At 60.9% G+C, this 20,295-nt stretch carries 18 protein-coding genes; 13 read left to right on the plus strand and 5 right to left on the minus strand.

The genetic code is table 11. The annotated features are described in order from the left end of the window. The first annotated feature begins 125 nt into the window (after positions 1 to 125). The 3 genes from ACTCB7_RS14410 (at position 126) to ACTCB7_RS14420 (ending at position 4,349) form a co-directional block, all read left to right on the plus strand. Positions 126 to 2,942, plus strand: a complete 2,817-nt coding sequence (locus ACTCB7_RS14410; protein WP_463007221.1) for a beta strand repeat-containing protein — start codon at positions 126 to 128, stop codon at positions 2,940 to 2,942. A gap of 174 nt (positions 2,943 to 3,116) precedes the next feature. After that, positions 3,117 to 3,878, plus strand: coding sequence for a SapC family protein (locus tag ACTCB7_RS14415; protein WP_463007231.1), 762 nt, complete (start codon positions 3,117 to 3,119; stop codon positions 3,876 to 3,878). Between the two features lie 171 nt (positions 3,879 to 4,049). Then, positions 4,050 to 4,349 carry a hypothetical protein gene (locus tag ACTCB7_RS14420; RefSeq protein ID WP_163649485.1) on the plus strand — a complete coding sequence of 100 codons (300 nt, stop codon included), beginning with the start codon at positions 4,050 to 4,052 and terminating at the stop codon, positions 4,347 to 4,349. Between the two features lie 41 nt (positions 4,350 to 4,390). On the opposite strand, the gene ACTCB7_RS14425 is transcribed toward ACTCB7_RS14420, so the two are convergent. Both ACTCB7_RS14425 and ACTCB7_RS14430 read right to left on the minus strand, forming a co-directional pair. Then, the gene (locus ACTCB7_RS14425; protein WP_463007222.1) at positions 4,391 to 6,010 is read right to left on the minus strand and encodes a YfjI family protein; all 1,620 of its coding nucleotides are present in this window, start codon (positions 6,008 to 6,010) and stop codon (positions 4,391 to 4,393) included. A gap of 596 nt (positions 6,011 to 6,606) precedes the next feature. Then, positions 6,607 to 7,293, minus strand: coding sequence for a YagK/YfjJ domain-containing protein (locus ACTCB7_RS14430; protein WP_463007223.1), 687 nt, complete (start codon positions 7,291 to 7,293; stop codon positions 6,607 to 6,609). Positions 7,294 to 7,888: 595 nt separating this feature from the next. On the opposite strand from ACTCB7_RS14430, the gene ACTCB7_RS14435 reads away from it, so the two are divergent. Further along, positions 7,889 to 8,251, plus strand: coding sequence for a hypothetical protein (locus tag ACTCB7_RS14435; protein ID WP_463007224.1), 363 nt, complete (start codon positions 7,889 to 7,891; stop codon positions 8,249 to 8,251). On the opposite strand, the gene nadS is transcribed toward ACTCB7_RS14435, so the two are convergent. Both nadS and ACTCB7_RS14445 read right to left on the minus strand, forming a co-directional pair. Further along, positions 8,248 to 8,532: a NadS family protein gene (gene nadS, locus ACTCB7_RS14440; protein WP_224416726.1), complete on the minus strand. Its 285-nt coding sequence runs from the start codon at positions 8,530 to 8,532 to the stop codon at positions 8,248 to 8,250. The genes ACTCB7_RS14435 and nadS overlap by 4 nt on opposite strands. After that, positions 8,529 to 8,867 carry a type II toxin-antitoxin system RelE/ParE family toxin gene (locus ACTCB7_RS14445; protein ID WP_224416727.1) on the minus strand — a complete coding sequence of 113 codons (339 nt, stop codon included), beginning with the start codon at positions 8,865 to 8,867 and terminating at the stop codon, positions 8,529 to 8,531. The genes nadS and ACTCB7_RS14445 overlap by 4 nt, the downstream gene beginning before the upstream one ends. Before the next feature lie 242 nt (positions 8,868 to 9,109). Here ACTCB7_RS14445 and ACTCB7_RS14450 point away from each other — a divergent pair, with 242 nt between their 5' ends. The 6 genes from ACTCB7_RS14450 (at position 9,110) to ACTCB7_RS14475 (ending at position 14,330) form a co-directional block, all read left to right on the plus strand. Continuing rightward, a complete protein-coding gene (locus tag ACTCB7_RS14450; RefSeq protein WP_463007225.1) occupies positions 9,110 to 10,372 on the plus strand; it encodes a YqaJ viral recombinase family nuclease in 1,263 nt (420 codons plus the stop codon). 115 nt (positions 10,373 to 10,487) lie between these two features. Further along, positions 10,488 to 11,462 carry a recombination directionality factor gene (locus tag ACTCB7_RS14455; protein ID WP_463007226.1) on the plus strand — a complete coding sequence of 325 codons (975 nt, stop codon included), beginning with the start codon at positions 10,488 to 10,490 and terminating at the stop codon, positions 11,460 to 11,462. Positions 11,463 to 11,567: 105 nt separating this feature from the next. Then, positions 11,568 to 12,377 (plus strand): DUF932 domain-containing protein, encoded by an 810-nt coding sequence (locus tag ACTCB7_RS14460; RefSeq protein ID WP_463007227.1) that lies wholly within the window; start codon positions 11,568 to 11,570, stop codon positions 12,375 to 12,377. A gap of 33 nt (positions 12,378 to 12,410) precedes the next feature. Then, on the plus strand, positions 12,411 to 12,938 hold the full coding sequence (locus tag ACTCB7_RS14465; RefSeq protein ID WP_455429892.1) for a JAB domain-containing protein: 528 nt from the start codon (positions 12,411 to 12,413) through the stop codon (positions 12,936 to 12,938). A 224-nt stretch (positions 12,939 to 13,162) separates the two neighbouring features. After that, entirely contained in the window at positions 13,163 to 14,032 is an 870-nt protein-coding gene (locus ACTCB7_RS14470; protein WP_224416732.1) for an Rpn family recombination-promoting nuclease/putative transposase, read from the plus strand. 16 nt (positions 14,033 to 14,048) lie between these two features. Beyond that, positions 14,049 to 14,330, plus strand: a complete 282-nt coding sequence (locus tag ACTCB7_RS14475; protein ID WP_224416733.1) for a DUF4351 domain-containing protein — start codon at positions 14,049 to 14,051, stop codon at positions 14,328 to 14,330. Between the two features lie 482 nt (positions 14,331 to 14,812). Here ACTCB7_RS14475 and ACTCB7_RS14480 read toward each other — a convergent pair whose 3' ends face one another. Next, positions 14,813 to 15,754: an IS1595 family transposase gene (locus ACTCB7_RS14480; RefSeq protein ID WP_224416734.1), complete on the minus strand. Its 942-nt coding sequence runs from the start codon at positions 15,752 to 15,754 to the stop codon at positions 14,813 to 14,815. Positions 15,755 to 15,868: 114 nt separating this feature from the next. Between ACTCB7_RS14480 and ACTCB7_RS14485 the strand changes: the two genes are divergently transcribed. From ACTCB7_RS14485 to ACTCB7_RS14495, 3 genes are all read left to right on the plus strand, one after another. Then, on the plus strand, positions 15,869 to 17,302 hold the full coding sequence (locus tag ACTCB7_RS14485; RefSeq protein WP_463007228.1) for a hypothetical protein: 1,434 nt from the start codon (positions 15,869 to 15,871) through the stop codon (positions 17,300 to 17,302). Beyond that, the gene (locus tag ACTCB7_RS14490; RefSeq protein WP_463007229.1) at positions 17,272 to 19,791 is read left to right on the plus strand and encodes a beta strand repeat-containing protein; all 2,520 of its coding nucleotides are present in this window, start codon (positions 17,272 to 17,274) and stop codon (positions 19,789 to 19,791) included. The genes ACTCB7_RS14485 and ACTCB7_RS14490 overlap by 31 nt, the downstream gene beginning before the upstream one ends. Before the next feature lie 180 nt (positions 19,792 to 19,971). Continuing rightward, positions 19,972 to 20,295, plus strand: a 324-nt coding sequence (locus ACTCB7_RS14495; protein ID WP_463007230.1) for an Rpn family recombination-promoting nuclease/putative transposase, incomplete at its 3' end; no start/stop codon positions are given.

A 20,295-nucleotide genomic window follows, 5' to 3' on the forward strand; every position in this document is an offset into this window, starting at 1 on the left:
GATCTTGCGTTAGTCGTTGAACGTTGATTGCACACAGTTTTCGGCAACGCGAGATTCAAGCCTCTTTGGAACCAAAAGCGGTTTATGCCGCAATGACATATGCATGTGTTAAGGAGAGTTTCCACATGGCACTTCAAGGGTTCGATAAAGACTATTATCTGAACGCCAAGCTGGAGCAGCTTCAGAACGATCCGGCAACGTCCGCTACCTGGGCCGGCAAGACTGCCGACTTTCTGGAAAGCAAGCTTCTCAACGGGTTCGGTCTGACCGCCGAGCAGCACTACGAGCAGTACGGTTACCAGGAAGGTCTGGCCCCCAACGCCTACTTCGACCCGCAGGAGTACATCCAGGCCAAGGCCGTGGCCATGGTCAACGACCCGGCCAGTAGCTACACCAGCGTGGACGCGGCCGCTCAGGCCTTCGTCGACATCTGGGGCGGCAACGTCTACCAGCACTACCTGCAGTACGGCGCCAGCGAGGGCATCAATCCCTCTAACTCGTTCGACGCGTCTGCCTATCTGGAAGAAAAACTGGCTGCCCTGCAGGCCGCCGGTGAGACCCAGTACCAGACTGCGGACGACGTCAAGGCAGCCCTTGCTGCTGCCGGCCTGACGCCGCTGGATCACTTCCTTGAGTACGGTCAGCAGGAAGGTCTGAGCGCGCCGGCGGTTCCCGCTGACGAGCAGGTCACTGTTGACAATTCTGTGGCGGGCGAGACCTTCACGCTCACTGCAGGTGCCGATACTCCTGCTACTACAAGCGGCGACGATACCATCAATGCCCTGACCATCGATGCACAGGGTACCGCTGCCGAAACTTTCTCTTCTTTCGATACCATCAATGGTGGTGCCGGCACCGATACCCTGAATATCTACACCACTGCTACCCTTAACGAAGTGGTTCCGACTTCTGCGACTGTTAAAAACGTGGAAATCGTTAACCTTTACAACTCTAGCACCACTGCTGATGAGCAGTTTGGTACTACTAGTGCAATTGATGCTTCGAAATTCGTAGGTGCTCAGCAGATTTGGCAGATTGGTGCAGCCAACAATAACGGCATCACTAATGTGGCCTCTACTACCACTGCCGGTTTCCGTAATCTGACGGCTGATAATGCTGTTGGTACTTCTGTTGCTGCGGCAACAGGTGCGACCTCCGTGAGCATTGCTCTGGATGCGGTCAAAGGCAATGCTATTACAAACGATGTCGTTCTAGGCGCTTCTGGCGATGCCCTTTCAAGCGTAAACGTTTCTGGCAATATCGCCCAGCAAACTGTTAACACGACAGCAGCTTCTCTGGCTCTGAGTGTTACTGCCGGTAAAGATGTTGAGACCTTGTCTGTCAACACTGGCGTCAAGACCACTCTGTCTGTTACTGAAGGTGCTGCAAGCACAAAAGAGATCAGTACAGTTGATGCGTCTGCGAGCACGGGTGACCTTACGTACACAGGCACCGTAACTAGTGGTACTGTCGCTCCTGCTACCATCAAGACGGGCTCTGGCAACGATACAGCTACCATTGCTGTTGCCACCCTGAAAGATGATGCTGCAACAACTGCCACTGATGAAACACGCTCTGCCTTGCTGGAAACCGGCGCAGGTAATGATGGCATCAACATCAATACTTCTGGCACCGGCACAACTACCGTAAATGCTGGTGAGGGTAACGATACAGTTACTTTGACTGCAGATGGCTCTGGTAAGCTGAGTGTAAATTTGGGTGCTGGCAATGATATCTTCAAAGGTGCTGGTACTGGTGCGGTGAACGGTACTGACACTATCGATGGTGGTGAGGGTACCGACACACTGACGTTGAACATGGTCGGTTCTGCTAACATCGGTGCATTTAGCAATTTCGAAACGTTTGACGTTGCTGGTCTCGGCAAGACCCTGGATGTTGATATCCTGTCTGCCAAGAATACAGTGACTGAGTTTGTCACCACTGGTGACGTAGCTAATGGCGCTACTCTGACTAACGTTGGTGCTAATGTTGGCTACCGTGTCATTGGCGACACTGACGTTGCAAACGCTCTGACTTTGACTCAGAAGGCTGCTGGTCCGCTGACAGTTACACTGGACATTGACGAGACTGGTACGACTGCGGCTACTACCGCTGCTACTGATCGCGATGCCAGCGTCGTGGCAACCAATGCTAACTCTATCAACGCTGTTTTCGATTCGGCGTTCGTTGGTAAGGCAACTGGTGCAGGCGATAACGCTACCGACCTCAACATCACTGGTTCCAATGCGACTAGTCTCGATGTGGTTTCTGGTGGCGAGAACGCATCCAATAATCTGGATTTCACCAGTGGTAATGATACGACAGCTAACAAGGGTGATCTGCTGACTTCTGTAACTATTACAGGGTCTCAGAACCTGAGCTTCACCATTACTGAGAATGATGCTAGCGAAGTAATGTCGGTCGACGCTTCTGCGCTGACTGGTGCTTTGACATTCAGTACCGCTGAACTGAAAGCAGAATCGGCTACTAACGCGTTTGACGGCGGTTCGGTAAAGCTGGGCTCCGGTGATGACCTCATTACAGTGACTCAGGGCGCGAAAATTTCCGGTATCGAAAAAGGTACTGCTGAAGACGCTGCTGCACAGTCAAACTTTGACATCATTACTACTGGTGGTACTGTTCAGCAGGCAGCTGATGTAGCTTCTACCGGCTCCTTCAGCATCAAAGATGGTCTGTTTACCTTCGAGGGCACCGGACCTAGTACTCTTGATGCAGCCATCGCTGCAGTTGATGCTCAGCTTGGTAGTGATGGTGCTGGTGCTGGTGCTGACGGCGACGCAGTAGCATTTGAATACCTTGGTAACTCGTACGCATACGTAGACGGAGGCGCTTCCGCTGACACCGTTATCCAGCTGACAGGCGTTACTGGTCTTTCCGGGTTGGACGAAGTTGGCACCGCTGATCAGCTGTACGTATTCTAAGCAAGCTTAAGAACTAATAGGGGCAAGCTTGGTCTAATAAACAAGCAGTCTGTCTCTTACACCGAAGCCCCTGCCTTTCAATAAGGCGGGGGCTTTTTATTGGATAATGTGATTACTATCGCCCTCGACAGGAGCCCGGCATGAGCGATTGGATCGCGGTGTCCCGCACCGAACATACCCAAGTATTTCTGTCCCCGCCAGGGCTATGCCTTCGCCGAAAAGGATCAGGTCGTACCGATCTTAATCGCGGAACTGACCAAGCTGTTGCCGCATTATGCGCTGGGCTTCATCCAGCAGGGCGAAGGCACTCATCAAAGTTATCAGCCCGTGGCCCTGACCGGCTTGGGCGGGGAGAGTAACCTGTACGTGCATGCCGATGGCCGCTGGCTGGCGAACTATGTCCCTTCGGTCCTGCGTGGCCACCCGTTCCGCATGGCCAAGGCCGACAACGACCAACAGGTCTTGGCCATCGAACAAGAAAGCCTGAGCGATGACTCGTCCGCTCAGCCGCTGTTCGATAACGACGGCAACCTGACCGACAAAGTGAAGCAGACGGTGGATTTCCTCACCCAATGCGACAACAACCGTCAGGCGACCGCCAAGGCCAGTCAGCTGTTGGGCGATACGGGGCTGATCGAGCAATGGCCGCTCAAGATCGAGCGCGGGGAAGGGCATGAGCCGTTGAACGTGCAGGGGTTGTATCGCATTAACGAGAAGGCGCTCAACGAACTCGCCGCCGACGCCTTCGCCGACTTGCGCAAGCACGGTGCCTTGCCGCTGGCCTATGCCCAGCTGTTCTCGATGAGCCAGCTTTCGCAGCTCACCGAGCGAGCGAAGTTTCATGCTCAGCAGCAGGCGGGCAAGGCGGCCGACGAGAATCTGGATGCGTTCTTCGACGGTGACGACGAAGAACTGACCTTCGATTTCGGGGAGTGATTACGACCTGGGCTACCCTTTTTGGGACGCTGTGGGCCTGCGTGCCGATCATTGAGCGTTACTGTCGCTCCCTGGGCGCCCCGTGTGGTGCTTTATGCCGCTACCTGCCTCGTTCCCTACTTACGGCATAAAGGCGGCCCACGGGCCGCTGTAGGCTGCTATCATGGCGCCATGACCGACTCCCTCGATGCCCAGGGCCTTGATGCGGCCCCGATCCCTCCCGAGACCCGCGAGGCACTGCTGGCCACGCTGGCGGGCTACGAGCACCTGCTGTTCGAATCGATGGGGCAGGCCGACTACGACGCGCTGCGGGCCCTGTACGCCGACTGGGTCGAACGGCTGGGTGATTCCCCGGAAGCCATCGCGATCTGTGATGCCCTGGACGACTTCATCGATGCCAATGTCGAGGAGGGCGATGCCGAACGGGCCTACTTCGACCTCGTGGCGACTGTGCAACAAGCGGGCGGCTGAGCGCCCGCATGTCAGCTTGATCTTGTCGGATCTCCCTCGGTCTAGCGAAAATCCTCATCAAAGGTAGATTTAGAACGGTAGCCTGTCTGGATCAGGTGTTTGCCTTTCTCTGGGTATTGTTCATCAAACAAGGGTAGCTCCTCCAGATAGTACACTTCCCCGTTCTTGAGCTCCGGCTCTTGAGGGCCAAAGACCGTATCCTTGAAAGTCAGTTGCTTGCTATGGGTTTTTTCTTGGAGATGCCCCAGGCGCTTCAAGAGGGTGAGTGCAGCTTTCATCTTGTCTTTTCTGCGCAGTTTGGGGTGGGTCTTTTGGGTGATGTCGGAAATCACAAACTGATAAACCCCGTGGGAGTAGTTCGATAGCTTTCGTATATCCTGGACCAAGCGATTGCCAAGGGTCACAATTTCAGGCTCGCCGGCTATGTAGTCTAGATAATGGCGGGAATAGTGGCGGCCCAGGCGATAAGCATAGGCCAGCGTTTTGGTTCCTATCTCGCCTTCATAGCCTTCGAAGGTATGCAGTACGCCCGCCATGCGTGAGATGTTGTCCATGAGCTTCGAGGCATGGCCCTCGGCATGGTAATAAATCTGGTCGGGACGTGTTTCTTGCTCGATGCGGCGATACATTTTTTTCCATAAAAGTTTAGCGCTTGCCGAGAAGGTCAGGGCTCGGCGCGGCTTTTTTTGGTCGAGATTTTCAATGGACTCTATTAAAAGCTCACGCAAGCGTTCCTGGAACGGCAGGATGTCGGCATCGGCAAGATCGTTGGGTAGTTCTGTGCGATGACCCACCTTGGGGGTTGGATAAACAAACAGAAACCGGGCCAAAAAACCGCTGCCATGCGCATCGTCGCCACGCTTTTCCAAGAATCGCTGAATGATTTCCGGCTGGATCATGAGCGAGGCTGTCAGGCGAGCATTGTTCAGGATAAAAGATTCACTGGTGCGCCTGTCGACGGAAATGGATGAGCCGCTCCACAACGCGTTGAACAGGTAAAGATCTTCAAATGCCTTGCCGGTGAAAAGGCTGCCCGCCTCGCTCGACAGTAGGCAGGCGTTGGGAATGTTGGCGTGAAGCGCGTAGGTAAGCGCGCTGGGTGTGGTGTTCTCGTAGATCAGGCGATAATCGGTAGGTGGGGTCGGTTTTTCCTTGTCGTGATCGGCCAGACGTTGCTCGAACGTGAGTGTGGACTGATCGTCCTCGAACGCCTTTAGCATCCTTTTGCGCAAGACTTTTTGCTTGTCCTGCCAATTTTTCAATTCTCGCTGATAGTCTCGCTGCCGCTGCTTCAGCTCGCTTGTCTTTTCATCTTGAAGCTCCCGGATCGGGCCAAAAAAACAGCCTTCCAGCGCCGTTTTGCGCTCGCCGCTCCTGGCGGCGACCAACAGCATCAGCGATGTGGGGACACGATGGCCGTTGGGGTATTCCACGTCCACCAACCCCTGGCATGCGGTGGCCATCGCGCCCAGTGCGACCGACGCCGCCATCTCATAAGCCACCTGGACGTGATCACTGACGGCCACCACGGCTGACTCGAACCGGGAATCTTCACGAAAAGTTGGCCAGGCACTCCCGATGGCCGGGATCGCGTACTGCTCGTCGGGCAGGCTATTGGCGGCCTCTATTTCGAGAATCGCGTCTGATAAATCATTTATCACTGTCTTTATCCATGCTAGTTCTGCAAGAAACCGCAATTCTAGCAGGGATTAAGAGAGTGTTTCTGATTAAAAATCAGTCCGTCATGGTTTTGACGGGGAGTGACCAGGGCTGGCGGCGGCCTCGCTGGAGACACTTCCTGGCTCGGCGGGCTACCCTGGGCGACCAGGACCCAGCTCCTTGAGACCCCGTTCCAGCAGGGTCCGCGCGGGGCCCGAGGGGCACCGGCGCCCCTGCTCCCACTCCTGCCAGGTGCGCACGTTGACCCCCAGCCGATAGGCGAAGGCGGCCTGGGTATCGCCCCGTGACCGTCGCAGGCGAATGGCGGCCTGGAGCAGGGCGTGAATGTCCTGGGAACGGTGCGTCTCACCCGGCGTTGCCGAGGCCGGGATGGGGGCGTGTGGCGTGGGTTCTGGGATCGGCCTGCTGGAAAAGAGCGGCGCTTCTGGAGGGGGTGGATGACGCGAGGGCTGGCGATAAGCGGCTACGGTTTGGGGGTTGTTCGCTTCGTAATTGCGAATCCAGCGATCGGCAAGACTGTCCATGGGGGATCTCCTGGTAATGGAAAAGGCACGGTGCTGCCGTGCCCTGTCATGGGTTAACTGCGGCTCGTACCGAACACATGCACGCCTTGCTGGAAGGGCTTGGTGTGTGCCTTGCACAGGTAGCTGAGATTGAAGACCGCTTCTTCCTGGCCCATGAAGTCGTCGCGATGCAGGCAAGCCGTGTAGGGATAGCCCGTGATGGGGTTTTCGCCGACCTGAACCAGGCCTTCGACGTCGCAGGACAGATAACCCAGCGCCCTGGCCCAGGCGCGTGCGATTTGATGATACAGGCCTCGCCCTTCGTATCCGCCGCCTTCCGAGGGCCTCAATCTGCCCAGTTGATAGTAGGCGTCGTAGTTCACGTACATCATGAGGTGGTAATGCGGCTTGTCGCTATTGTACTGCTCCCGGCACCATACATAGCGCAATACCGTGGTGTATTTCGTGCCGGCCTTGACCAGCTCTGCATTCAAATGGCGGAAGAAGGCGCTGAGAACGACATTGTCATTGGTAAGCTCGAAGGCGGTCATCCAGTCTGGAAAGCGCAGGTCAATACGAAAGGCCAGCACCCGATTGTAATGCGCAAGCGCGCGGGTTTGTATCAGCAGACTTCGTTCCAGATAATTCTCGATCAAGGGCGCCTCGGCATGCTGGTTGACTTCGAAGCCCCGATAGTAAGTGTCGTAATAACAGTTCAGTTTGGTGTACAGGGGATGGCGCTTGGGCTGTGATTGAAACATGAATATTTTCCTTGTGACGTGCCGGAGGATGCATCAAGCCTGTGGCATTGACGCGATATTGGATCAGGGTGGATTCACTTAATGCCCTCAGGGGGAGGGCGATATCTTGAGAATGCGTCATGGGGTATGGCCCATGACAGCCTGTAATGGCTGGATCAATCCGCTTTCAGAGATTGAGTTATCCAAAGAGTTGATTGGGTTATTAGGTCGTCTCTTCAGGGATTAGAGGTAAGTAGATTTAGATATATTACTGAACCGTCATGGCAGCCGATCCGCATGCCCCGGAAGGACTGGGGATAATGACGCCAACGCCCCGGACGTACCGGGGATCGTTGTCGGGCCCGAGCTCTAAAAACTTTCCATTGGCAATGCGGTACGCTGCATGACGCTCATGGGATGCCAACGGTCTGTCAAATAATACGTCATCGCCGGAGTCGCTTTCCGCCCGGGGATAATCCCGGGATTTTCCGTCAGCCACGTAACGGCACTGACGGCATCCGACATCGATTCAAAAAATCTTCAGCCACGTACTACCTCCTTGAAGCCGGGAAGCGATGGCTTCGATGACACGTCATTCCCACCTCAGGAGGTTTTCATGACGCTCACATGTCCGAGCTGTGGCTCACCGCGGGTGCGTACGCGACACCGCGGTCGCAAGGTTGGCGGGGGTATCGGGGGTACGGCAGGGGCGGCCAGCGGGGCTGCCGGGGCGCTCAGCGGCGCCGAGACGGGAGCCCTGGTGGGTGCCTGGGCCGGGCCGGTCGGCCTGACCGTGGGTAGCCTGGCCGGGGCGATCTTTGGTGGCCTGGTGGGCGGCACGGCGGGCGGTCTCGCCGGTGCCCGTCTGGGCCAGCAACTCGATGCCCGCCTGCTCGATTCCCACCAGTGCCTGGCCTGCGCGCACACCTTCCGTCCTCACGGCGAACCGTCCCTGGCGGAGGCGGGCAGGCGTGTTTAGTGCGACGCCAGTTCGTTGAAAAACGCCGGGTTTTCCTGAATGGTCGCAAGCACCTTGGCCGCCAGGCCGGTCGGATTGCGACGCTTGCTTTCCCAGCTCTTGATCGTGTCCACGCTGGTTCCCATGGCGCTGGCAAATTCGGCCTGTGACACATGCAGCGCGGCACGGATGGCTTTCACATCCGCGACCTCGTGGCGTGTGACACGTGCGGCGCGGGTCTTGCCCTGCTTGATGTCGACGGCTTCCTGCAGCGATGTCTGAAGGTCGTCAAAAATGCTCATTCGGAAACCTCCCCCTTCAACTGGTGGGTCAGGGTCTTGAGTGCGGCCTTTTCCGCGGACGTCAAGCTGTCTTTCACGCTTTTGGGATAGGCCAGGATCAGGTAGATGACCTCGGCGGTGGCCAGAAAGTAGATGACCCGGGCACCGCCCTGTTTGCCTTGCTGCCGCAATGCCATGCGAATCTTGCGTAGACCGCCTGTGCCCTGGATCAGATCCCCTTTGTCGGGTTGCGCGATCAGGATGCGCTGAAGCTCCTTCAGTTCCTCATCGGTCGCGATGCTCTGGATCTGCCGAGTAAAGGTCGGTGTTTCAATAAATTCAATGGCATGACTCACGTCAGGGGCGTCCTTCGGGTCGTGTCTTGCTTGGTGTACATAGTACATCTTTCGGCAGGGTCTGTCTATCAGGACACGCCGTCTTCCCCGCGCATTTCGCGCATTCCGCGCATTTCGCGCATTCCGCGCATTCCGCGCATTTCGCGCGTCCATAACCCATCCACTAATCATTCGTTACGGCCCAGCCCGCTGCCTTCGGGGAGCGGGCCGTTATGCCGTGTTTGTGTCTCAGGAGAGAGATCATGACCCAGCCCACGTCACGTCCTACCGCGCTGTCCCCGGTTGTCGCGGATGAAGCGGCCCGTTCCGCCCGGCTGCCGGAGAGTGCCGATCAAGGAGGGCACGCCAATACTGCCGAGCCCACCCCCGAGGTAACCGAGTCGCCCAGGGCCTCGTTGTCCGCCCGAGCCCAGCCGGGCAGCGTTACCGCCTCGGTCCTCGCGGCCATCGAGCAGAGTGGGGTAGCGTCGCCCTCCTCGATGCCGATGGGGCGAGCCCCGCGTCCGCGTCGTCCTGACGGCCCCCAGCGCCGCTATCGTGAGCAGGCCCGGCGCCTGGTCGATACCCGCGCCCTGGATCGCAAGGCCTGGCTGTCGATTCGTCAGAGCGGGATCGGCAGTAGTGATGCCGCCGCGGCGGTGGGCCTCCATCCTTACAAGTCCCCGCTCGAACTGTGGCTGGAGAAGACCGGTCGTCAGCCGGCATCCGCCGACCCGGCCCCCGAGGCGCAGCTGACCAGTCCGCTGCATTGGGGCCAGGTGCTCGAACCACTGGTCGCCGAGCACTACGCCCGGCACACCGGTCACCGGGTGCAGCGGGTCAACGCCATCCTCCAGCACGTCGAGCATCCCTGGATGCTCGCCAACCTGGATCGCGAGATCGTCGGCAACGACGCCGTGCAGATCCTCGAGTGCAAGACGGCCGGACTTCACGGCGCCCGGCTGTGGAAGAGTGGGGTGCCCGAGTACGTGCAGCTGCAGGTGATGCACCAGTTGGCGGTCACCGGCCAGCAGGCCGCCGATGTGGCGGTCCTGCTCGGGGGCCATGAGCTGCAGATCCACCGTATCGAGCGTGACGAGACGATGATCGCGCAGCTGATCGCCCTGGAACGCCAGTTCTGGGACTGCGTCGAGCGCGATACCCCACCCCCGGCGGATGGCAGCGAGTCGGCGGATCAGGCCTTGCGGACCCTGTTCCCCCAGGATGACGGCGAAACCGTCGACTTCAGCCATGACGTGGGGCTCAGCCAGGCGTTCGTCGACCTGCAGCAGGTGCGCCAGACCCTGGACGACGCCAAGAAGGCGGAATTGCGGCTCAAGCACCGCCTGCAGCAGGCCATGGGCACCGCCACCCTGGCCACGTTCCCCAGCGGTAGCCTGAGCTGGAAGCAGACCGCGCCGGTCAAGCGGCTCGATACCAAAGCACTGCAGCAAGACCATCCAGAACTGTGCGCGACCTACCTTCGCTCGTATCCCGGCTCACGGCGCTTCGTAGTGCGTCAGTGACTGGAGCGACAACCAAAGCCTTACCTCAGTCGACGCAACGCCTCAGAGCGCCTTTACGGGCCATCTGGGGCGTTTTGCGTTATGAGCCACCCGACACGTCATCAAGGAGGTTCCCATGCTCAAGGGACTCGCCATTACCCCACCGATTCTGGGGCGGATCACCATCGGCAAGGTGGTCGAGAATAACGGCAAGCGCCTGCCCCAGAAGGACGACCAGTTCACCCTGACCTCACAGCTCCAGACCAAGGAGGGCTGGATACGCCACCCGCTGGACGAGCAGCTGCGCAGCGAGCAGGAAGGCAAGCTGCGCCGCATTCCCATCCGTCTACTGTTCAACGATCCTGATCTCAACCTGCGTGCCGAGTACGCGCTGTTCGATCGCCAGACCGCCCGCCCCTTGTGCGTGGGTGATGGCGAGCAGTGCAAACGCCGCACCCGCGACGGGATGGAGACATTGGACTGCCTATCCCCCGACGGCTGCCCATTGGCTCAGGGCGGCGCCTGCAAGCCCTATGGGCGGCTCAATGTGCTGATTGGCGATGACGACCCGCTGGGCAGCTTCATTTTCCGCACCACCGGCTTCAACTCGATCCGCACGCTCGCCGCGCGACTCGCCTACTTCAAGGCGATCTCCGGCAACCGCCTGGCCTGTCTGCCGCTGGAACTCAGGCTGCGCGGCAAGTCGACCCGACAGAGTCGCGGCACCCCGATCTTCTACGTCGACATCACCCTGCGTGAAGGCTGGACGCTGGAAGACACCCTCTCGGAGGCGCAACGCCTGGACCAGGAGCGAGAGGCCACCGGCTTCGACCAGAAAGCCCTGGATCGGGCCGCCAAGGCGGGCTTCGCCAACGGGGCCTTCGAGGACAGTGCCGAGGAGTCCGCCGACGTGGTGGAGGAGTTCTACCCCGACGCCCCGGTTCACCTACCGGGCGGGACGGACGCCAATGCCCCGGTGACGCTCGCCGACAAGCTGCAGGCCAGGAGCCAGCAGTCAGGCAAGGCCGAAGCTACCGACAAGGCGGAATCCCCCGCACCGACCACTGACGATAGTCAGCAACCCGCAGCACGCCAAGCCAAGCGAGCCTGAGCGCTCGACGTCGTTTCTCACCGCTACCTGCCATTGCCTAACGACGCCCGCTGCCTGGTAGCCGCGGGCCGTTATGCCGTGGTTGACCAATAAGGAGATTTGCCCATGCGTATTCTCACTCACGACCAACTGCATCGTACCGCCCCTGCCATCTTCGCCCAGGAGCCGGATTCTGCTGTCTCCGAGCGCTACGGCTTCGTGCCCACCATCAATGTGGTCGATGCCCTGCAACGCGAGGGCTGGTATCCGGTACGCGCTCAGCAGACCCATGTCCGCCAGATGGAGCGCCGCGAGGTCGCCCGCCACCTGATCCGCTTCCGCCAGGACCCCGATCGCCAGATCACCGTGGGCGACAGTGTCACCGAACTGGTGCTGACCAACAGCCACGACCGCAGTGCCGCATTCCAGCTCGACCTGGGGCTGTTCCGGCTGGTGTGCCTCAACGGCATGGTCACCCCGGTAGGTGACGTGGGCGGTATCCGCGTGCGTCACGGCAAGCACGTCGTTGACGAGATCCTCGACGGCTCGATCCAGCTCAGTCATCAGGTGCCGCGCATCGCCGAGGGCGTCGAGGCCTTCCAGTCCACCCTGGTCAGTCAGAGCGAGGCTCAGCTGTTCGCCGAGGCCGCGCTGTCGCTGCGCTACGGCGACGACTGGCAGGCCACCAGCCCCGTGCAGCCGGGCGACATCCTCGAAGCTCGTCGCTCGGAAGATGCCAACGGCAGCCTGTGGAGCGTGTTCAACCGCACCCAGGAAAACCTCTTCAAGGGCGGCTTGCGGGGCCGCTCCCGTTCGGGCCGGGCCACCCGTACCCGGCCCATCCACAGCGTCACCGAGGACGTGCGCCTCAACCGCGCGCTGTGGACGCTCACCGAGCACTTCGCCGCGCTCAAGCAGGGCGAGATCGCCGCCTGACTCCCACGACCCATCATGACAAGGAGATCCCGTATGACTCTCGCGACTACTCACGTTTCTGACGCGGGCTTCCCCTGGCTGATGGCCGGGGAGCAGCCCGGCACCTACCGCGTCACGGGCGACGTCACCGACGCCCAGCTGCTGCACCTGGCCAAGCTGATCGCCCGCAAGCGGCTCAGCAAGGGCACCCAACTCGGGCGTCCCGACGAGGTCCATCGCTGCCTGCAGACCCTGATGCTCGACTACCCGCACGAAGTCTTCGGCATCCTCTGCCTGGACACCCGGCACCGGCTGATCGCCTTCGATGAGCTGTTTCGCGGCACCCTCGATGCCGCCTGCGTCTATCCCCGCGAGGTGATCAAGCACGCCATCGACCACAACGCCGCTGCCGTGATCCTGGTCCACAACCACCCCAGTGGCGATCCCGAGCCCAGCGATGCCGACCGGCGCATCACCCAGCGGCTTCAGGAGGCCCTGGGTCTGGTGGACATCCGTGTGCTGGACCATGTGGTGGTCGGTCACGAGGGCTATGTGTCGTTCGCCGAACGTGGGTGGCTGTAGGGTCATCCGCATCGCTCGCGGCACTCGCCGCCACCCACCTGGGCGGCTGGCCCGCTCACCTCCCGTCCCACCTCACGGCTGCCTGGCTCGGCGCCGTGGGGTGGGGTGTCGAGAGAGCGTATTTTTTTGATGTAGTGGGCAAATAGCTTGAAGGGGAAGCCGTGGGTGATAGCGCTTGACAAATGGTGCCGTGGTAGAATATTGCCCTGACGATAGGAGTTTCCATGAGCGAGCTACTCGATCCCACCAACGACTACGTGTTCAAGCGGTTGTTTGCTGAAGCCCCGGATCTGCTGGTCGATCTGATCAACGATTTGCGCCCGGACCTGCCCGACATCGCTTCGGTGGAGATTCTCAATCCCAACATCGAGCCGAACGAGCTGACCGGCAAGTACATCATCCTGGACGTGCTGGCCCGTGATGGCGACGGCCATTGCTACAATGTCGAGGTGCAGGTACGCCGCTACGGTGCCTGGCACAAGCGGGGATTGTTTTATCTGGCCCGCACGCTGGGGACTCAGCTGAGCGGGGGCGAGGACTATCAGGAGCTGCGTGCCTCGGTGGGATTGCACCTGCTGGACTTCGATCTGTTCACAGGGACGGAGGCCGAGCGTGAGCAAGCGGTCTGGCGCTTCGAGATGCGCGACGAACGCCAGCCCGATATCTCGCTGGGGAACATCCTGCAGATGAACCTGATCGAACTCAACAAGGCGGATCGCCTGGGCTTGCCGGAAGGCCCGCTACGCGCCTGGATCACCTTCTTCAAGCACTGGCAGGAGGAACTCACCATGGCCAATGTTGCCCATGAACCGGTCAAGAAGGCGATGAGCCGTATCCGCGAGCTCAGCGCTGATGAAGAGACCCGCCGCCTGGCCTTCGTTCGGGAGCGGGCGCTGCGGGATGAAGTGTCTCTGCTGAATGATGCACGGCGAGAAGGCGAGGCCCATTTGTTTGCCAAGCTCGTTAAAATGAAGTTTGGAGAATTGCCAGAGTGGGCGCAGCATCGTCTGGAACAGGCAAACAGCGACCAAATAAATGAATGGTCTGCGAAAATTTTGATAGCCAATTCTATCGATGAACTTTTCAAGCACTGAGGTGGCCAGGGAAGCGATGAGCCGTACCCGCGAGCTCAGCGCCGATGAAGAGACCCGCCGCCTGGCCTTCGTTCGGGAGCGGGCGCTGCGGGATGAAGTGTCTCTGCTGAACGACGCGAAGCGTGAAGGAGAGATGACAGGTGAACGTCGTGTTCTGCAGCGTCTACTGAGCAGGCGCTTCGGTGAATTGCCCGGTTGGATAGGTGAAATGCTAGAGGCAGCGGACACCAAGCGGTTGGAAGCATGGACAGATGAAATACTGACTGTCGATACCCTTGATGAGCTGTTCAAGCACTGACGTGGCGCGTCACTAGGGGGCATTGCTTCCACTGTAGACTCGTACCTATGCCGATGCGGCAGGGCATCGTCACGGGTTGAGTGCTTAAAGCCACTACACACTGGATACTGCGACACCTGCAGCGGCTCGGTGCCGAGGTCAATCTGGAGCAGCTCAACAGTTTGGTGGAGGACAAAGACATGTTGGCAGAGAATCTGGAGAATTGGGCACAGAAAGAGCGAGCTGAGGGTCGTGTGGAAACTCAGCGTGAAACGGCTCATAACCTGATTATGCGGACAGAGATGGATGACCAGATGATCTCAGAGATCACTGGGTTTCCCATTCAGGATGTTTCCCGACTCCGGCGAGAGTCGCAGCACTGAGGCAGCCATACCTACATGTTGGCAGAAAACTTAGAGAACTGGGCGAAGAAGGAGCGCCAAGAAGGTGAGCAGGTGGGGGTTGAAAAGACCAAGCGCGCGACCGCTCAAAACCTGACCTGATTACGTATATGGCTCAGCCAGCTTCAGGAGCCGGTAAGGCATCGGCGGTGTTCTCGCCGCCACCGTCAGAAAGCGCGGGATCATGGCCGTGAGGTCATAGCGCCGATTGAAGCGGTACTCGAACTCAGCCAAGTAGCGCGGCACATGTTGGCCACGAATGGCATGGTAGCTGCCGGTGATGGCGTTCTTGACGTTGCCCAGCACGGTGTTGACCCAATTGAAGGCGGGGATCTGTGCGCTGGCACGGCCACCGCCAGTAATGAAGCGCTCATGGGTGTAGACCGGCGACTCGAAGGCCCGGAAACACCCCAGGCCATCGCTGACCACCCGACTGCCGGGCGCGATGGCGACCTGGGCATAGCGGCGCACCTCGGCGCGGGTAAAACCGCTCACGCGACGCAGCTGGACGCGCAGAGGATGGCCATCGTCATCGGTCTGCACCGCGGCGACGAACGGGAACTTGTGCTCAGCGCCGCGCCCGCGCTTTCCCGGCCGTTCGCCGCCCAGGTAGGCATCATCGATCTCGATGCGTCCGGTGAGCGTCTCTCCCTGGTTGCGCTCATACATGACCTGCAAGAGCTTGTGCTTGAGCTTCCAGGCGGTGTTGTAGCTGACGCCGAGCTCGCGGGACAGCTGCAGCGCTGAGAGACCATTCTTGCGTTGGGTCAGCAGGTAGATGGCCAGAAACCAAGTGGTGAGCGGCAGATGCGTGGCGTGGAAGATGGTCCCGGCAGTCAGCGAGGTCTGGTGATGGCAGTGATGGCACTGGTACAGCCCGCGCGCAAGCTGGCAGCCGGTGGTGTTGCCGCAGTCGGGACACACGAATCCCTTGGGCCAGCGATGCTGGAAGAGGGCCGACCGGCACTGCGCTTCGGTGCCGTACTGGTCGAGAAACGCCGGCAACGACAGGCCGGACTGGAACTGGATGAGGTTGCGAGCCATGGCACTAACTCCTTGACCGTCCATATGATTCCAGTATAGGCCCGGGCCGACGTGGTAGCTGATCAACATGCGTAATCAGGAACCCTTTTATCAGGGTGTCAGCAAGGAACGATCATGCCTTTCCAGTTCGATGCCGAGTTTTATCTGGCGCAGAATCCCGACGTGGCCGCGGCGATCGACGCCGGTAGCGTCGAAAGTGCCGAGTGGCATTACGTGAACTACGGCGCCGCCGAGGGCCGCGACCCCAACGCCGTGTTCGACACCAGCGCCTACCTGGCCGCCAACCCGGATGTCGCCGATGCCGTCGAGAAGGGCATCATCGACCCGCTGACGCACTTCCTGCAGTACGGCGCCGCCGAGGGCCGCGCGCCCAACGCCGAGTACCAGGCCATCGCCGAAGGCTTCGACGAGCAGGCGTATCTCGACGCCAACCCGGACGTCGCCGCCGCCGTCGACAACGGCAGCCTCGCCACCGGCTACCAGCATTGGGTGCTCTACGGCGAGTACGAAGAAGCGCGCGCCCCGGCCACCTACAACGACGGCACCGCCGTCACCGAGATCACCCAGCCGATCATCGGCAACGCCACCGAGCTGACCACCGATGTCGACACCCTGACCGGCACCGCCGGCAGCGACACCTTCAGCGGCGTGGCCTCCGCGCTGTCCTCCGCGCGCACCCTGAACGCCGGCGACAGCATCGACGGCGGCGACGGCAACGACACCCTGAACGTGACCCTGGACAGCGGCTTCGGCGGCTTCAGTGGTGACGGCGGCGTGCAGAACGTCGAGACCGTCGCCGTCAGCAACGACGGCTCCATCGCCCGCACCTTCAACGCCACCGGCGTGGACGGCGTGCAGCAGTACAGCCTGAACGGCAACGTCAACCTGGCCGGCCTGAGCGCCGCCGACGTCAGCGTGGCGCTGGCCGACAAGGCCAAGGGCACCACCGACATCAAGTTCACCGCCGACGCCGTCAAGGGCGCCAGCGACAGTCTCGGCCTGCAACTCGACAACGTCGGCACCGCCGACGACCCGGCCACCGACGCCAGCGAGCGGGAGGCGGTCGCCGTCACCGCCAACGGCATCGAGTCGCTGAGCGTGGCCGCCGAAGGCACCAACGTCGTCGACCTGAGCGGCATCGCCGCCGCCGACCTCACCGCCAGCGGCACCGGCAGCCTGGATGTCGACAAGGTTGGCACCAAGCTGGCCGGCGTCGACGCCGCCGCCGTGGAAGGCGACGTGGCCCTGAACCTGACCAACGCCGACCAGATCAAGAGCGTTACCACCGGCGCCGGTGACGACACCGTCACCGCCGATACCGGCAGCCTGGCCGCCAACGCCATGATCGACGGCGGCGACGGCGACAACACCCTGGCGCTTGCCGGCAGCGGCGCCACCCAGTACCAGCTGGCCAACATCCAGACCCTCGCGCTGGGCGACGTTTCCGGCGGCCTGACGGTCTCCGCCCGCGACGTCAGCGGCCTGGAACGCGTCGCCCTGGGTGACAGGGCGACGCCGTGCTGGCCAAGCTGGGCAACCAGGACCTGACCCTGGCGCTCTCCGGCGACAACCAAAACGGCGGCACCCTGACCAGCAGCCACGGCGGCGTCAGCGTCGTCGACGTCAGCGCCTCCGAGAGCGCCGATGCCGACAACCCCGACAGCCACGACGCCAAGCTGGTGCTGACCCAGAGCCAGGCCGTGGATCTCAACGTGGGCGAGAACACCGCTTACAAGGGCGAGATCACCGCCGGCGCCGCCACCAGCGCGGTGGTCAATGTCGCCAGAGGGGCGGGCAGTTCTGCCGTCGATCTGCAGGCCCGGAATCTGATCGACCTCAGCGTCACCAGCGCCGCTGATCTTGACGTGGATGGTGCCCTTGGCCGACTGGAGTCGCTGCGCGTCGAGACCGACGGCAATTTCGATGCCTTCGATGTGGATTTTTCCGCCATCCACAGCGTCGAGCTTTCCGGTGACGGCTTCGTGGCCCTGGATGTGCTGGGCAGCCGGACCCAGGACGACTACGGCATCATCGTCAATGCCTCGGAACTGAAGGAAGGCTTGTTGATCGGCCCCCATGTCAAGGGAGCGCAGACCCTGGATGCCGGCATCAATACCCGGGGCACCGATATCACCGTGCGCGCCAGCGATGTGCAGAATTTCGTCGATCTGGGCACGCTCGACGCCGACAACGGCGCGCAGGTCGCCGGTGATGTGACGGTGGATCTGGCCAATATCGCCGGCAGCATCTGGCTGAATCATGTGTACGGCAACAACGTCACCATCGACGTCAGTGATGCGCTGGGCCCCGTCGAATACTCGGGCATCCTCCGTGCGGCCGACACCCTGGTGCTCGACGGCGCCGAACTGACCGCCAACGTGGCGACCGTGGCCGCCACCGGCGAGAGCCTTGACGCGACCCTGAACGGGGGCATCGCCGTCGATCGCTTCACGGTCAACACGACGGCGGCCACCGGGGCACTTGAGCTGCAGGGCGATCTGGGGGTCGGCAGCGACCTGGTCACGGTCGATGTGTCGGCCTATGCCGATAACGCGGAAATCGCCTTCGATGCGAGTTTTCAGGGCAGCGATAACCGCCTGGTCTTCGCGTTCGATAACACCGACACCCTGGTGCTGAAGGACGGCAGCTCGATCGCCGGTGTCGAGACGCTGGAAGTGCAGAACGGCACGCTGGATATTTCGGCGCTGAGCCAGGCGGACTTCGCCGAGGTGGGCAATATCGTCATCGCCTCCGGCATCGCCATGCGGGCCGATCAGTTCGCCGGGCTGTCCTCCATCGAGGCCAATTCGTCATCGGCACGAGTCACGGTGTCGATCGACAGCGCCGAGCAGGCCGAGCAGGTCAAGGCCGCGCTGGCCACGATGCGGACCGATGCCGGCGCGCATGCCCTGAACCTGGGTATCGAGGTGGCACAGTCCGTGGTCGATCAGGCGGGCAGTGTGCTCGACGATATCGCTACGCGGGTCGGGAACGGCGGTGGGTTCGTCGCCCGGCAAACGGAGCAGGCGGGCGGCGGCAGTCCCGTCGAGATTGCCGGCGCCGTGCCGCTGGCCGAGGCGCTGGCGGCGGACGGCGCGAGCTTCGCCGACGGCGTGACGCTCGCCGACGTCGCCTACTGGGATCCCACGACCGAGACGCCCATCGCCTTCACGGCGGGCACGACGTCGCTGGATGTCGGCAGCAAGACACTGCTGCTGCGCGATGGCGCGGATATCAGCGGCCTGGCCTTGTCCAATGTCGCCGGGCTGCGGATCGAGGACGCGGCGACGGTCACGCTGACACCCACGCAATATACCCAGTTCACGTCCCTGAACGCCGGGGTGTCCGGAACGCCGGGGCATGAAACCGTGGTCTTCAGCGACGGCGGCGCGGTGGATCTTTCTGACTCCGGCGTGCCTTACAACTACGTGGAGGAATACCGGCTGAGCGATGCCGGCAACGTCTTCACCGGCCCGGATGGCGGCTTCATCATCACCGGTGGCGCGGGGGCGGATACCATCACCACCGGCACTGGCAATCAGACCGTCACCGGCAACGGCGGCGATGACATTATCGACCTGGTGCCCCAGGATTCCGGTTCCGACACCCTCGTCTACACCATCGGTGAGGACGGCGATGACACCATCCTCGGCTTCCGCGCGGCGACCGCCGATGGCAACCCGGCGCTGGATGCCGAGGAAGACGTTCTGCGCATTACCAGTGAAAGCGATGCGGCCCATCTGGCCGAGGAAATCAGTACCATCAGCTTCATCGAGAACGGTGGCTATACCGGATACAGCGGCGGCATCGCCGACAATACGGTCGATGTGCAAATCGCGTTCTACGATGGCGGCTCGATCACCTTCGCCGACTTCATTGCCGCCGGTAGTGACCTCTCCGGGTTCTCGTCGCAGGGGAGCTTCAGCGGCGGGAACGGCGACAAGGTGATCGATAGTGATGAAACCGTGGTGCTGACCGGCATCACCGGGTCGGAGCTGTCGGCGGCCTTCGGCGACAGCCTGGCCTTTTCCGGGTAACCCGTACCGCTTGTCCAGGTCCGGCGCCAGGGTTGAAGTGCCCTGGCGAATGCATTCGCTCCCACGGCATCGGCGCCGTGGGAGTGAACTCGTTTCAGGTTGCTCGTTGACCTGCGTGAACAGCCCGGTCATAAGGCCGGGCGTTTCTGGTAGATTGCGAAGCCCGCGACAGGAGGGCGCATGGCCACCAACCACCACGACACCGGCTACAAGGAGCTGTTCAGCCACCCCGAGTTCGTCCAGCAGCTGATCGAGGGCTTCGCACCCGGCGAGATCGCCGGCCTGATGGATTTCACCACCCTCAAGAACCACAGCGGCAACTACATCACGCCGCTGTTCGAGGAGAAGTTCGAGGACGTGGTGTGGTCGGTGGAGGTCACCTGGCAGGGCATCACCCAGCGGGTCTTCCTGTACATCCTGCTCGAGTTCCAGTCGTCGGTGGATCGCACCATGCCGATCCGGCTGATGCACTACGTGGCCTGCTTCTACAGCGAGCTGCTCAAG

This window comes from Modicisalibacter sp. (genome assembly GCF_055145905.1).

Coding starts and splice junctions, on each gene's coding strand:
- ACTCB7_RS14460 (WP_463007227.1), top strand. CDS start 11,568: ATGCGTATTCTCACTCACGACCAACTGCATCGTACCGCCCCTGCCATC.
- ACTCB7_RS14450 (WP_463007225.1), top strand. CDS start 9,110: ATGACCCAGCCCACGTCACGTCCTACCGCGCTGTCCCCGGTTGTCGCG.
- nadS (WP_224416726.1), bottom strand. CDS start 8,532: ATGAGCATTTTTGACGACCTTCAGACATCGCTGCAGGAAGCCGTCGAC.
- ACTCB7_RS14475 (WP_224416733.1), top strand. CDS start 14,049: ATGAGCCGTACCCGCGAGCTCAGCGCCGATGAAGAGACCCGCCGCCTG.
- ACTCB7_RS14485 (WP_463007228.1), top strand. CDS start 15,869: ATGCCTTTCCAGTTCGATGCCGAGTTTTATCTGGCGCAGAATCCCGAC.
- ACTCB7_RS14430 (WP_463007223.1), bottom strand. CDS start 7,293: ATGTTTCAATCACAGCCCAAGCGCCATCCCCTGTACACCAAACTGAAC.
- ACTCB7_RS14410 (WP_463007221.1), top strand. CDS start 126: ATGGCACTTCAAGGGTTCGATAAAGACTATTATCTGAACGCCAAGCTG.
- ACTCB7_RS14420 (WP_163649485.1), top strand. CDS start 4,050: ATGACCGACTCCCTCGATGCCCAGGGCCTTGATGCGGCCCCGATCCCT.
- ACTCB7_RS14470 (WP_224416732.1), top strand. CDS start 13,163: ATGAGCGAGCTACTCGATCCCACCAACGACTACGTGTTCAAGCGGTTG.
- ACTCB7_RS14465 (WP_455429892.1), top strand. CDS start 12,411: ATGACTCTCGCGACTACTCACGTTTCTGACGCGGGCTTCCCCTGGCTG.
- ACTCB7_RS14455 (WP_463007226.1), top strand. CDS start 10,488: ATGCTCAAGGGACTCGCCATTACCCCACCGATTCTGGGGCGGATCACC.
- ACTCB7_RS14435 (WP_463007224.1), top strand. CDS start 7,889: ATGACGCTCACATGTCCGAGCTGTGGCTCACCGCGGGTGCGTACGCGA.
- ACTCB7_RS14480 (WP_224416734.1), bottom strand. CDS start 15,754: ATGGCTCGCAACCTCATCCAGTTCCAGTCCGGCCTGTCGTTGCCGGCG.